At 72.6% G+C, this 12,654-nt stretch carries 11 protein-coding genes; 7 read left to right on the top strand and 4 right to left on the bottom strand.

Features of this window, described 5'->3' with window-relative positions; all coding sequences use genetic code 11:
* Positions 1-69: 69 nt before the first annotated feature.
* Both AB0D01_RS25515 and AB0D01_RS25510 read right to left on the bottom strand, forming a co-directional pair.
* The gene (locus tag AB0D01_RS25515; protein WP_363059053.1) at positions 70-840 is read right to left on the bottom strand and encodes a hypothetical protein; all 771 of its coding nucleotides are present in this window, start codon (positions 838-840) and stop codon (positions 70-72) included.
* A 128-nt stretch (positions 841-968) separates the two neighbouring features.
* Positions 969-1,109: a hypothetical protein gene (locus tag AB0D01_RS25510; protein WP_363059157.1), complete on the bottom strand. Its 141-nt coding sequence runs from the start codon at positions 1,107-1,109 to the stop codon at positions 969-971.
* 902 nt (positions 1,110-2,011) lie between these two features.
* Here AB0D01_RS25510 and AB0D01_RS25505 point away from each other — a divergent pair.
* Positions 2,012-2,842, top strand: coding sequence for an SAM-dependent methyltransferase (locus AB0D01_RS25505; RefSeq protein ID WP_363059149.1), 831 nt, complete (start codon positions 2,012-2,014; stop codon positions 2,840-2,842).
* A gap of 227 nt (positions 2,843-3,069) precedes the next feature.
* Positions 3,070-5,226 carry an EAL domain-containing protein gene (locus tag AB0D01_RS25500; protein ID WP_363059147.1) on the top strand — a complete coding sequence of 719 codons (2,157 nt, stop codon included), beginning with the start codon at positions 3,070-3,072 and terminating at the stop codon, positions 5,224-5,226.
* A 61-nt stretch (positions 5,227-5,287) separates the two neighbouring features.
* Here the strand turns inward: AB0D01_RS25500 and AB0D01_RS25495 are convergent, their stop codons facing one another.
* Positions 5,288-6,532: an FAD-dependent oxidoreductase gene (locus AB0D01_RS25495; RefSeq protein ID WP_363059051.1), complete on the bottom strand. Its 1,245-nt coding sequence runs from the start codon at positions 6,530-6,532 to the stop codon at positions 5,288-5,290.
* 131 nt (positions 6,533-6,663) lie between these two features.
* On the opposite strand from AB0D01_RS25495, the gene AB0D01_RS25490 reads away from it, so the two are divergent.
* Entirely contained in the window at positions 6,664-7,308 is a 645-nt protein-coding gene (locus AB0D01_RS25490) for a TetR family transcriptional regulator (RefSeq protein ID WP_363059049.1), read from the top strand.
* 16 nt (positions 7,309-7,324) lie between these two features.
* On the opposite strand, the gene AB0D01_RS25485 is transcribed toward AB0D01_RS25490, so the two are convergent.
* Complete coding sequence (locus AB0D01_RS25485; RefSeq protein ID WP_363059047.1) at positions 7,325-8,206, bottom strand: LysR family transcriptional regulator; 882 nt, start codon at positions 8,204-8,206, stop codon at positions 7,325-7,327.
* 96 nt (positions 8,207-8,302) lie between these two features.
* Between AB0D01_RS25485 and AB0D01_RS25480 the strand changes: the two genes are divergently transcribed.
* From AB0D01_RS25480 to AB0D01_RS25465, 4 genes are all read left to right on the top strand, one after another.
* Positions 8,303-9,007, top strand: a complete 705-nt coding sequence (locus AB0D01_RS25480) for a succinate dehydrogenase (RefSeq protein WP_363059045.1) — start codon at positions 8,303-8,305, stop codon at positions 9,005-9,007.
* A 1-nt stretch (position 9,008) separates the two neighbouring features.
* A complete protein-coding gene (locus AB0D01_RS25475; RefSeq protein WP_363059043.1) occupies positions 9,009-10,997 on the top strand; it encodes a fumarate reductase/succinate dehydrogenase flavoprotein subunit in 1,989 nt (662 codons plus the stop codon).
* Positions 10,994-11,734 (top strand): succinate dehydrogenase/fumarate reductase iron-sulfur subunit, encoded by a 741-nt coding sequence (locus AB0D01_RS25470; protein WP_363059041.1) that lies wholly within the window; start codon positions 10,994-10,996, stop codon positions 11,732-11,734. The genes AB0D01_RS25475 and AB0D01_RS25470 overlap by 4 nt, the downstream gene beginning before the upstream one ends.
* A gap of 153 nt (positions 11,735-11,887) precedes the next feature.
* On the top strand, positions 11,888-12,550 hold the full coding sequence (locus AB0D01_RS25465; protein ID WP_363059039.1) for a histidine phosphatase family protein: 663 nt from the start codon (positions 11,888-11,890) through the stop codon (positions 12,548-12,550).
* Positions 12,551-12,654: the final 104 nt, after the last annotated feature.

The following is a 12,654-nucleotide window of genomic DNA, read 5'->3' as shown; positions in this document are numbered from 1 at the left end:
ACGGGCGTAGGCCGAACCGGGGACGGGGGGCCCGTCCCCGGTTTGCCGGGCCGGCGGGTGGGGCGTGGCTCAGTCGTCCAGTCCCAGGTGCCCGAACTGGGCGAGGAAGGGCTCGGCGGTCGCCGAGATGCCCCGTCCGAAGGGGGCGTCGAAGTCCCAGATCAGGAACAGCAGGAAGGCGATCAGCGCGCTGAAGAGGCCCGCGAGGAGCATCTCGCGGAACGAACGGCGGATCTGCAGGGTGAAGATCAGACCCACCGTCACCAGGGCGCCGGCGATCAGCCCGAACCACACCACCCCGGGCATCGTGGCGCCGGCGCTCTGGCCGCGCGCGTTGCGGGCGTCGTCGACGAGCGCGACCTGGTCGACCAGCGGTTGGTAGGCCTGGCCCTCGTGGTCGGTCTGCGGTTCGTAGTCGGTCACGTCACGGCGGATACGTTCCAGCAGTTCCGCGCTGCGGTCCGTCAGCGTCCCCTCGTCCGCCATCTGCCGCCACTCGGTGTCGACGACGTGGGTCACGTAGGCGTCGACGTCGGCGCGGATCTTCTTGCGGACCTCGGCCGGGTAGACCTCGGAGCGGACGCTGATCTCGTGCAGGGCCTGCGCCTCCTGGCGCACGTACTCCTGGGCGGCGCCGCGGCCCTCCCAGACGCCCGCGATCGCCAGACCCAGCACGATCGCGTAGATCACCCCGATCATCATCGTCATGTACTCGATGACGTCCGGGGTCTCGTTCGGATCGTCGTCCTCGCCGATCCTGCGGTGGTTGAAGAAGGCGATGGACAGCACCACGGCACACGCCGCGGCCATCGCGAGGGACAGGACGAGCCATTCCGACAAGATGACTCCCATATGTAGACAAGTGATCAGAAGGTGCGGGGGAAGGTGGCGGCCCGCGGTCGAGGGCCGACCATCAGGGGTCCGCGGTCAGGGGTTCGCGGTCAGGGGTTCGCGGTCAGGAGTCGCGCTCAGCGCGGGCGCAGCGCGACGATCGCGAGCACGGCGGGGGCCGCCGTCATGAGCGTGAACGTGACCGGCGAGATGTGGTGCTCCTGAGGCTTGCGGGTCGCCGCGTGGTACGCGGGACGGGCGACGGGCTTCATCTTCACCGGCGGGGGCGCCGGTGGAGGAGGGGTGGTCGAGGGAGCGGGGGGCTCGGGCGCGGGCGGTGGAGGCGGGGCCGGGGCCGCCTTGAGGACCGGTCGCGCGGGCGGTGGGGGTGGAGTCGGCGTCGGCTTGGGCGGGGCCGGGGTCGGTCGGGGGGCCGGCGGCGGTGGTGGAGGAGACGGTGGCGGGGTCGGCTTCGGTGGTGGCGGTGTGGGGGTGGGCGTCGGCGTGGGCGTGGGGGTGGGCGTGGGCGTGGGCGTCGGCGTGGGGGTGGGCTTGGGGGGACACGGCGGGGGAGGGGGCGGCGGGCAGTGATGTCCGTGCCCGTGCCCGTGACCATGGCCGTTCCCGTGGCCCTTGCCCTTGCCCCCTCCGTGATGTCCGCCACCCCGACCGGCGACGGAGTGGGCGCCTCCGGCGGCCGCGAAGGCCTGGAGGAGGGGTGTGCCGTCCTCGGTGTCGATCGTCGCGTAGGCGCGGCTATCGGCCATGGCCGGTGTGGCGGCCAGGGCCGCCCACAGCAGGACAGGGACCACCAGCAGGCGCCTGGCACAGGGTCTGTTCACCCGGGGAGCATGGGGTCGCGCGCGCCCGCGCACGTGAGGGCCGGGCAGGGTTCGCCTGATCGGGCGGAGTTGGGACCGTAGAGGTTTGAGCCATGTTTTGGTCGGATCAGATCGCCCGGAGGGCAATTCTCAAAAGGTATTTGTCGGTTTCTCGCCCCTGCATGGCCGGACCCGCACCTGCCTTTGGTGTGTGACCAAGAACGGACCGCCAATTTCCGCTTTTGCTCGCCCTGTTGGGCAATGATCAGTACATTCGGCTCGGACAGCAGTCCGAGCCCCGTCCCACCTCCTGGACGGACGGCGAAGGACCACGGTACGACCAAGGCTTGGAGACCCCGATGGAGCGCCCCGCCTGGGCCCCGCCAGGCATCGACATATCGGTGCCGAGCGTGTCCCGCATCTACGATTACTACCTGGGCGGCTCGCACAATTTCGAGGTCGACCGACAGGCGGCCCGCCGGGCCATGGAATTCATGCCGGGACTCCCCAAGATCATGCAGGCGAACCGGGCGTTCATGCGCCGGGCCGTCCGCCACGCCGTCGCCGAGGGCGTCACCCAGTTCCTCGACATCGGCTCCGGCATCCCCACCTTCGGCAACGTCCACGAGATCGCGCACGCCGCGAGCCCCGACGCGCGCGTGGTCTACGTGGACCACGACCCGGTGGCGGTGGCCCACAGCCAGGCCGTCCTGGCCGGCGACGACCGCACCGACGTGATCGCCGCGGACCTGCGCAAGCCGCAGGAGATCCTCGACGCCCCCGCCCTCACGCGCCTGCTGGACCTCGACCGGCCGGTCGCCCTGCTGCTGGTCGCCGTCCTGCACTTCCTGGAGGACTCCGACGACCCGTACGCGGCCGTCGCCGCACTGCGCGACGCCCTGGCCCCCGGCAGCATGCTGATCCTCACGCACGCCTCCTACGAGGGCATCCCGCTCAGCGAAGAGGTCGCGAGCGGCACCGTCGGCGTCTACCGGGACATCCGCAACCCGCTCGTCATGCGCAGCGGCGAGGAGATCAAGGGTTTCTTCGACGGCTTCGAGCTGCTGGAGCCGGGCGTCGTCTCCATGCCGGACTGGAGACCCGACCGCACCGGGCCGCTCGCCGAGGGCGAGACCCCCGAGGATCCGTACGCCTTCTCGGGCTTCGCCGGAGTGGGACGCAAGGCGTGAGACTCCCCGCTCCCACCCCGCCCCCGGCCACCCCCGGCCAGGCCCACGGGGAACCGGACGCCTCCCCCCGCCGGGAGTCGCGCCCGGTCCCCGAGGCCGCCGGGTCGACCAACGCCCGGACCGGAAGGCAGCCGGCGACGCCCCGCAAGGGCCCCCGCGCGGGCGCGCGGGCGGGTGCGGAGGCCGGAACCGGGTCCGACGGGGCGGGAGCCCCCGGCCGGGCGCCGCTGCGCGAGCTGCGCAGCGGTCTGGAGGACCGGATCGCGCGCTTCGCGACGATCTGGGGGCGGGCCATCTTCCCCGTCACGGCGACCTCGCTCACCCGACCCGAGTTCGAACAGCACCTCGTCCCGCTCACCCGCACCCTCACCGAGGCCCTGCACGCCCGCCCCTTCGACGCCGGCGTCGCCCAGCGCGTGGGCGCCGAACTCGTGGCCGTGCACTGCACCGACCCCGAGGCCCTCGCGGGCACCCTCGGCGTGGTCGAGTCCTACCTCGTCCTGTACTGCGGACCCGACGGCTCCGGGACCGAGGGCACCGAGGAGTACCGCTCGCGCTGCGCCCGACTCCAGCACGGCATCGCCGCCGGCTTCGCCCGGGCCCTGCGCGAGCGGACCCTCAAGGAGCAGGAGGCCATCGCGCGCTCCGCGCTGACCGCCCGCAGCGACGCCCAGCAGGCCCTGCACGCGAGCGAGGAACGCTTCCGGGCGGTCTTCGAGGGCGCCGCCATCGGCATCGGCATCGCCGACCTCCAGGGCAACGTCCTGGAGGTCAACGACACCCTGCTCCAGATGTTCGGCGGCCTGGAGGGGCACGTGCGGGGCCGCAACGTCAGCGAGTGGGGCCACCCCGACGACACCCCCCACGTGTGGCGGATGTACGGCGAGCTGGTCCGCGGCGAGCGTGAGCACTACCGCGTGGAGAAGCCGTACTACCGGCACGACGGCACCGTGCTGTGGACCAACCTGACGGTGTCGCTGCTGCGCGACGCGGACGGCGTCCCTCAGTACCAGCTGGCGCTGATGGAGGACACCACCGAACGCCGGCTGCTCAACCTGCGCCTGCGCTACGAGGCCACCCACGACGCGCTGACCGGCCTCCCCAACCGGACGCTGTTCTTCGAACGGCTGGAGAAGGCCCTGGGCGGCCCGGCCGGCAACCGCTTCGGCCTGTGCTACCTGGACCTCGACGGGTTCAAGACGGTAAACGACAGCCTCGGCCACTCGGCGGGGGACCGGCTCCTCGTGGAGGTCGCCGACCGGCTCCAGAGCTGCGCCACCGGCCCGGGCGAGGTGGTGGCCCGCCTCGGCGGCGACGAGTTCGTGGCCCTGACCACCGGCCCGGCCGCCGACACCGAGGAGAAGATCACCGACCTGGCGGTGCGCATCCTCTCGGCCCTGTCCACCCCGATCCGGCTGGAGGGCCGGGAACTGACGGTGCGGGGCAGCATCGGCATCGTCGAGGGCCGGGCCGGCGAACGCACCCCGGCGGAGGTGCTGCGCAGCGCCGACATCACCATGTACCGGGCCAAGGCGGCCGGCGGCAACCGCTTCGAGTTCGCCGACGCCGAGGCCGACGCCCGCGCCATCACCCGGCACGGCCTGACGAACGCCCTGCCCGCCGCCCTGGAGCGCGGCGAGTTCTTCATCGAGTACCAGCCCCTGGTGCACATGAACGACGGCAGCGTGCGCGGCGCGGAGGCGCTGGTGCGCTGGTCGCACCCGCAGTACGGGGTGCTCGGCCCGGACCGGTTCATCCCGCTCGCCGAGCGGACCGGGCTGATCGTGCCGCTCGGCCGGTGGGTGCTGGAGGAATCGGTGCGCCAGGCGCGCAACTGGCAGCGCGAACACGGTGGCACCCCGCTGCGCGTCAACGTCAACCTCTCGCCGACCCAGTTGCACCACCCCGGGCTGGTCGCCGACACCCTGCGGGTGTTGGAGAGCTCCGGGCTGGCTCCCGGCGCGCTCTGCCTGGAGGTCACCGAGTCCGCCCTGATCGGGGCCGACGACGAGCTCCTGGAGCCGCTGCGGCGGCTCGCGGCCATGGGCGTGGACATCGCGCTGGACGACTTCGGCACCGGCTACTCGAACCTGGCCAACCTGCGCCGCCTGCCGGTCAGCGTCCTGAAACTGGACCGCTCCTTCACCCGGGGGATGCAGCAGCAGCCCGCCGATCCCGTGGACGTCAAGATCGTGGAGGGCATCGTCGCCCTGGCCCACAGCCTCGAACTGGCGGTGACGGTCGAGGGCGTGGAGACCGGGGCGCAGGCCGCCCAGCTGCGAGCCCTCGGCTGCGACACCGCGCAGGGCTGGTACTACGCCCGGCCGGGTGCCCCGGACCGGATCCACGCCCTGTCCCTGTCGGACGCCGTCCCCACCCCCTGACCTGCCCGGCCGACGGCGGACTCCGGGGCGGGGGCGCGGGGCGCCGCGGGGCCGGATCGGGTCAGGCCCGGTCGGGTCGGTCGAGCCCGGCCTCCGTCCCCCGACCCGGCTCGCGCACGGCGGCCAGGACCCGCTCGTGCCGCTCGACGGTGTCGGCCAGCAGGGCCGCCGCGGCCGGCAGCCGCTCGGCCTCGTAGGCGTCGAGCCCGGCCCCCGCCGCGGACGCCTCCGCCGCTATCCCCTCCGACGCGATCCCCTCGGGCGGACCCTGCTCGGCGAGGGCGCCGGCCAGGGTCCGCCCGAGGGCGGCGGCGTCCTGGATGCCGGTGTTCATGCCGAGCCCGCCGGCTATCGGATGGACGTGCGCGGCGTCACCGGCGAGGAAGACCCGGCCCTCGCGCATCCGCGCGGCCCTGCGCACGTTGACCCGCCAGGTGGAGAGCCAGGTGACGTCGCGCAGCCGGATCCCCTCCATGCGGGCGTGCCGGTCGAAGAGCCGTTGCAAGCCCTCCGGGCCGGGCGGCAGCGCCCGTCCCCGGCCGTCGGTCTCCGGCGAGGCCTGGAGCTGGAAGGAGTCCGTCCCCGGCATCGGGCAGAGCATGATCCCGCCGCCCTCCGAGGTGAACCACTGGTGCCAGAACTCCCGGCTCAACCCGGGGGCCCGCACGTCCGCGATCACCATCGTGGGGTTCTCCTCGGTGTACCCCTCGAAGGGGATCCCGAGGAGGCCGCGGGTCGTGCTGCGGCCGCCGTCGCAGCCGGCCGCGTACGCGGCGCGGACGACGCGACCGTCGGCCCGCCGCGCGGTGACGCCGCTCGCGTCCTGGTCGAGTGCGGTGACCTCGGCCCCGTACTCGATCCGCGTGCCCAGGTCCGCGAGCCGCTCGCGCAGCGCCTCCTCCACCTGCCACTGGCAGATCAGCAGCCCGCCGGCGGTCGGCGTGTCCGTCACGGGCGCGCCGTCGAAGTACTTGCGCAGCGTCAGGTCCCGGGTGCCGAGGGCCGACAGCCGCTCCGCGACGCCGAGCCGCTCGAAGACCTCCAGGCTGCTCTGGTGCAGGCCCTTGCCGCGCGACTCGCGGTGCGGGCCGTCGCGCCGGTCGAGGACGCGGACGGAGGCGCCCCGCAGGGCCAGGTCACAGGCCAGGGTGAGCCCGGTGGGGCCGGCACCCACGATCAGCACGTCGACCGTCCCGTCCACCACGCCCCCGGCCGAGCCGCCCGCGCCCTCCAGGCCGTCCGCACCACACATGTCGTCCGCACCACCCATGTCGTTCACGCCGCTCATGTCCCCGCTGTCGGTCATCGGACCGCCCCTCTCGTCGTCGCCCTGTGCTCGCCGAATCACTCGCTGAATCAAGAGAAGCGCCTGAAGACGAAAAAAGCAACCCGGTCACAAAATTAACCGGGTCATTTTTTCGTGCTACGCTGTGCGTCATGGAGAACACGACGGGTCTGCGCGAGAGCAAGAAGTTGCGTACGCGCCGCCGACTGGCGGCCACGGCGCTGGAGCTGTTCCTGGAGAGAGGGTTCGACGCCGTCTCGGTCGCCGACGTGGCCGCGGCGGCCGAGGTCTCCAAACCCACCCTGTTCCGGTACTTCCCCACCAAGGAGGACCTGGTGCTCGACCGGTTCGCCGACCACCAGGACGAGGTGGCGCGCGTCGTCCGCGAGCGCGCCGCGGGCCTCGGCCCGGTGGCGGCGGTCCACGGGCACTTCCTGGCGGCCCTCGCCGAGCGGGATCCCATCACCGGCCTCTGCGACCACCCGAACGTGCTCGCCTTCCAGGGGCTGCTGTACTCCACCGACAGCCTGGGGGCGCGGCTGGCGCGCTACACCGCGCGCGAGGTGGAACTGCTCGCCGAAGCCCTGGAGGCCGAATCCGCCGAGCCGCTGCCCGCCCGGCTCGCGGCGCTGCACCTGGTGACGGTCCGGCACGAGCTGGGCCGGGAGAACTGGCGGCGGATCGCGGCCGGACGGAGCGCGGACGAGGTCCATCCGGGCGCCGTCGCCGACGCGGACCGGGCCTTCGCCATGCTGGCCGAGGGGTTCGACCGGGGATGGCCCAGACCCGCGGCCTGACATTCCCGCCGGCCGGTCAGGAGCCCACGAGCATCCGCTTCAGTTCGCGGGCCGCGCGCGGCGGAGCCACGTCCGTGCGGTGTGCGAGGGCGATCGTGCGCCGCAGCGGCGAGCCCGCCAGACCGGTGGCGCGCAGTCCCGGCCCGCCGTCTCCGACGACCATGGCGGGCACGACCGCCAGGCCGAGGCCCGCGCGCACGAAGCCCAGCACCGCGTCCATCTCCCCGCCCTCCACCGTGAAGGAGGGTTCGAAGCCCGCCGCCCGACAGGCCGTCACCGTCAGGTCCCGCAGGTCGTAGCCGTGTCGGAACATCACCATCGGCTCGTCGCGCAGATCGGCGATGGTGAGCTCCCCGCCGCCCCCGGGCGGCGGGAGATCGGCCGAGGAGACCACCACCAGGTCCTCGGTCAGCAGCTCCACCGTGGTCAGCGCCGGAGCCGACGGCGGCAGCGGCAGCGCGATCAGCGCCAGGTCCAGCACCCCGCGCGCGAGTTCCCGTACGAGGTCGAGCGAACCGCTCTCCTCGATCAGCAGCTCGATCCCCGGATGCGCCGCGTGGAAGTCGCGCAGCACGGCCGGCAGCAGGCCCGTGCACACACTGGGCGTGGCCCCCAGCCGGACCCGTCCCCGCCGCAGCTGTGCCAGCTCCTGCACCTCCAGCCGCGCCGTGTCGGCGTCCGCGAGGATCCGCCGCGCCAACGGCAGCAGGGCCTCGCCCGCGTCGGTGAGCGTGATGTTCCCCCGGACCCGGCTGAACAGCTCGGCGCCCAACTCCCGCTCCAGGGACTTGATCTGCTGCGACAGCGACGGCTGGGCCACGTGCTCCCGCTCGGCGGCGCGGGTGAAGTGTCGGGTCTCGGCCACGGCCACGAAGTAGACCAGCTGCTGGAACTGCATGCCCCCACGCTAACCCGCGACGATAGGCACCGCCTATCGCGATCAGCTCCACGATGTCTTGGACCTTTCGGGACCTTGGTCCTTACCGTCGATGACATGGCTCTGGCAACGCGGACGGATCGACGGCCGTCCACCACGCGCACGCCCTGGGACTCCACCGTCGGCAAGAAGTCCGTGATGGCCGTGTCCGGCCTGATCATGCTCGGCTACCTCGTCGTGCACATGCTCGGCAACCTCAAGATCTTCTTCGGGGCGGACGAGTTCAACGGATACGCCCACTGGCTGCGCACCCTCGGTTCCCCCTTCCTGCACTACGAGTGGGCCCTGTGGATCGTCCGCGTGGTCCTCGTCGCGGCCGTCGTCGCGCACGCCGTCTGCGCCTACCAGCTCAGCCGCCGCGACATCAGGGCCCGCCCGGTGAAGTACGCCCACAAGCGCCGCCGCGCGAGCTACGCCACCCGCACCATGCGCTGGGGCGGGATCATCCTCGCCCTCTTCATCGTCTGGCACCTGCTCGACCTGACCACCCTCACGGTCAACGAGCGCGCCTGGGCCGGCCACCCCTACGAGAACGTCCTCGCCACCTTCTCCACCTGGTACGGCAACACGATCTACCTCGTCGCGATGGCCGCCGTCGGCCTGCACGTCCGCCACGGGTTCTGGAGCGCCGCCCAGACCCTCGGCGCCGGCAACGCCCGGCGCGAGCGGACTCTGAAGTTCCTGGCCAACGCCCTGGCCCTCGTCCTCTTCGCGGGCTTCGTGTCCGTACCCGTCGCCGTCATGACCGGAGTGGTGAGCTGACATGAGTCCCGCCCCCGCCCACAACGCCTCCCACGACCACTCCCACGACTACGCCGACTACACCACCGGCGAACCGATCGCCGACACCAAGGCGCCCGCCGGGCCGATCGCCGAGCGCTGGGACCGCCGCCGCTTCGAGGCCAGGCTCGTCAACCCGGCCAACCGCCGCAAGCACCGCGTGATCGTCGTCGGCACCGGCCTGGCCGGCGGATCGGCCGGCGCCACCCTCGCCGAGCAGGGTTACCACGTCGTCCAGTTCTGCTTCTCCGACTCCCCGCGCCGCGCGCACTCCATCGCGGCCCAGGGCGGGATCAACGCCGCCAAGAACTACCGCAACGACGGCGACTCCGTACACCGCCTCTTCTACGACACCGTCAAGGGCGGCGACTTCCGCGCCCGCGAGTCCAACGTGCACCGCCTCGCCCAGATCTCCGTCGAGATCATCGACCAGTGCGTGGCCCAGGGCGTCCCCTTCGCCCGCGAGTACGGCGGCCTCCTCGACACCCGGTCCTTCGGCGGCGTACAGGTCTCCCGCACCTTCTACGCCCGCGGTCAGACGGGCCAGCAACTGCTGCTCGGCGCCTACCAGGCCCTGTCCCGACAGATCGCCGCCGGCAACGTCGAGATGCACGCCCGCACCGAGATGCTCGACCTCGTCACCGTCGACGGCGTCGCCCGCGGCATCGTCGCCCGCGACCTGATCACCGGCGAGATCTCCACCCACTACGCGGACGCCGTGGTCCTCGCCACCGGCGGCTACGGCAACGTCTTCTACCTCTCCACCAACGCGATGAACTCCAACGCCACCGCCGTGTGGCGGGCCCACCGGCGCGGCGCGTACTTCGCCAACCCCTGCTTCACCCAGATCCACCCCACCTGCATCCCGCGCACCGGGGACCACCAGTCCAAGCTCACCCTCATGAGCGAGTCCCTGCGCAACGACGGCCGGATCTGGGTCCCCAAGGCCCAGGGCGACACCCGCCCCGCCGCCGAGATCCCCGAAGCGGAGCGCGACTACTACCTGGAGCGGATCTACCCCTCCTTCGGCAACCTCGTCCCCCGCGACATCGCCTCCCGCGCCGCCAAGAACGTCTGCGACGAGGGCCGCGGCGTGGGCCCCGGCGGCCAGGGCGTCTACCTCGACTTCGCCGACGCCATCCGCCGCATGGGGCGGGACAAGGTCGCCGAGAAGTACGGCAACCTCTTCGAGATGTACGAGCGGATCACGGCGGAGAACCCGTACGAGGTCCCCATGCGGATCTACCCCGCCGTCCACTACACGATGGGCGGACTGTGGGTCGACTACGACCTCCAGACCACCATCCCCGGACTCTTCGCGATCGGCGAGGCGAACTTCTCCGACCACGGAGCCAACCGCCTCGGAGCCTCCGCGCTCATGCAGGGCCTCGGCGACGGCTACTTCGTCCTCCCCTCCACCATCAACGACTACCTCGCCCGCCACCCGCACCGCGAGGAGATCGACGACAGCCACCCCGAGGCCGCCGCGGCCGTCCGCGAGACCCGCGACTGCCTCGCCAAACTCCTCGCCGTCGACGGTGACCGCACCCCCGACTCCTTCCACCGCGAGATCGGTGAACTCATGTGGGAGTACTGCGGCATGGCCCGCACCGAACAGGGCCTGCGCAAGGCCCTGGCCCGCATCCCGGAGATCCGCGAGGAGTTCTGGACGCGGATCAAGGTCCCCGGCAGCGGCGACGAGTTCAACCAGTCGCTGGAGAAGGCCAACCGCGTCGTCGACTACCTCGAACTCGCCGAGCTGATGTGCCTCGACGCCCTCCACCGCGCCGAATCCTGCGGCGGCCACTTCCGCGAGGAATCCCAGACCCCCGACGGCGAAGCGGCCCGCCGAGACGAGGAGTTCGGCTACGCCGCCGCCTGGGAGTACCGGGGAACCGGCTCCGCACCCGTCCTGCACAAGGAAGACCTCGTCTTCGAGTACGTCCACCCCACCCAGCGGAGCTACGCATGAAGCTCACCCTGCGCGTCTGGCGCCAGCGAAACGCCGACGCCCCCGGCGCCATGGCCTCCTACGAGGTCGACGGCATCTCGAAGGACATGTCCTTCCTGGAGATGCTCGACACCCTCAACGAGGAACTCATCCTGCGCGGCGAGGACCCGGTCGCCTTCGACCACGACTGCCGCGAAGGCATCTGCGGCGCGTGCAGCCTCGTCATCAACGGCGACGCCCACGGCCCCGAGCGCACCACCACCTGCCAGCTCCACATGCGCTCCTTCGACGACGGCGACACCATCGACGTCGAGCCCTGGCGGGCCTCTGCCTTCCCCGTCGTCAAGGACCTCGTCGTCGACCGCGGCGCCTTCGACCGGATCATCCAGGCCGGCGGCTACATCACGGCCCCCACCGGATCCGCCCCCGAGGCGCACGCCACCGCCGTCCCCAAGCCCGACGCCGACTCGGCGTTCGAACACGCCGAGTGCATCGGCTGCGGCGCCTGCGTCGCCGCCTGCCCCAACGGCTCCGCGATGCTCTTCACCTCGGCCAAGATCAACCACCTCAACGTGCTCCCGCAGGGCTCCCCCGAACGCGAGACACGGGTCCTCGACATGGTGGCCCGCATGGACGAGGAGGGATTCGGCGGCTGCACCCTCACCGGCGAATGCGCCACGGCCTGCCCCAAGGGCATACCGCTGCCCTCCATCGCCGCCATGAACAAGGAGTGGCTGCGGGCCCTGCGCAAGCGCTGACCCTCCGACAACCATCGACCCCCGTACGGGCGCGCCGCGGCCCCCCGCGGCCTGGGCCGACCGGCTGATCCGATCCGCCGACCGGGCGCTCGTACGGGCCGTACGCCGCGCCGCGCGGCGGCCCGCCACCGGGCGTGGGGTTCAGTGGACCCCATGCCACACACCGCCGCCGCTTCGGGACCGGGCCGCCGTACCGTACTGGCCGCCGCCCTCGCCGCCGTGGCGACGGCGGGCTGCACGGAGCGGGAGGAGCCGGCCCGCCCGGCAGCCGGCCCCGGCGCGGTCCCCAAGGACGCCCTCGTGATGGTGATCCGGCACGCCGAGCAGCCTTACGCGGGCGCCCCCGGCGAGGACGACGACGGCAACGACGACCCCGGCTCCCTCGCCGGGCGGGGCCGCCGCCGCGCCCACGAGCTGCCCCGGCTCTTCGTCCCGGCCCCCGCCGCCCGACTGCCCCGGCCCGCCGCGCTGTTCGCGACCGGCGGCCCGGCCGGCTCCCCCGCCCGCTGCCGGCAGACCCTGGCGCCCCTGGCCACCGCCCTGAAGACCCCCGTACGCACAGAGTTCGCCCTCGGCGCGGAAACGGCCCTGGCCCGCGCCGTCCTGGCCGGCCACACCCCCGCCCTGGTCTGCTGGGAACACACCGGCATCCCCCGCCTCGTACGGGCCCTCGGAGCCGGGGACGTCCTCGGGATCCCGGCGGCCTGGCCCGACCGCCACGACCTGCTGTGGAGCCTCACCCGCACCCAGGGCACCTGGACCTTCCGGGAGTTCCCGCAGGCCCTCCTCTCCGCGGACGCCCGCCCCGCCGGCTGATCGGCGCCGGCCCGGACGCCTCCCACCTGCCCGTCCCGCACGGACTCGGTGCGCCGGCCGGATTGCCGCTACTCTGCTGCCTCCCGCGCCGAAACGAGTACGGG

Origin of the sequence: Streptomyces sp. NPDC048606 (assembly GCF_040650855.1) — a bacterium.
Classification (GTDB): domain Bacteria; phylum Actinomycetota; class Actinomycetes; order Streptomycetales; family Streptomycetaceae; genus Streptomyces.
Note: the sequence above shows the minus strand (reverse complement) of the source record. Positions and strands in the feature narration are given on the sequence as shown.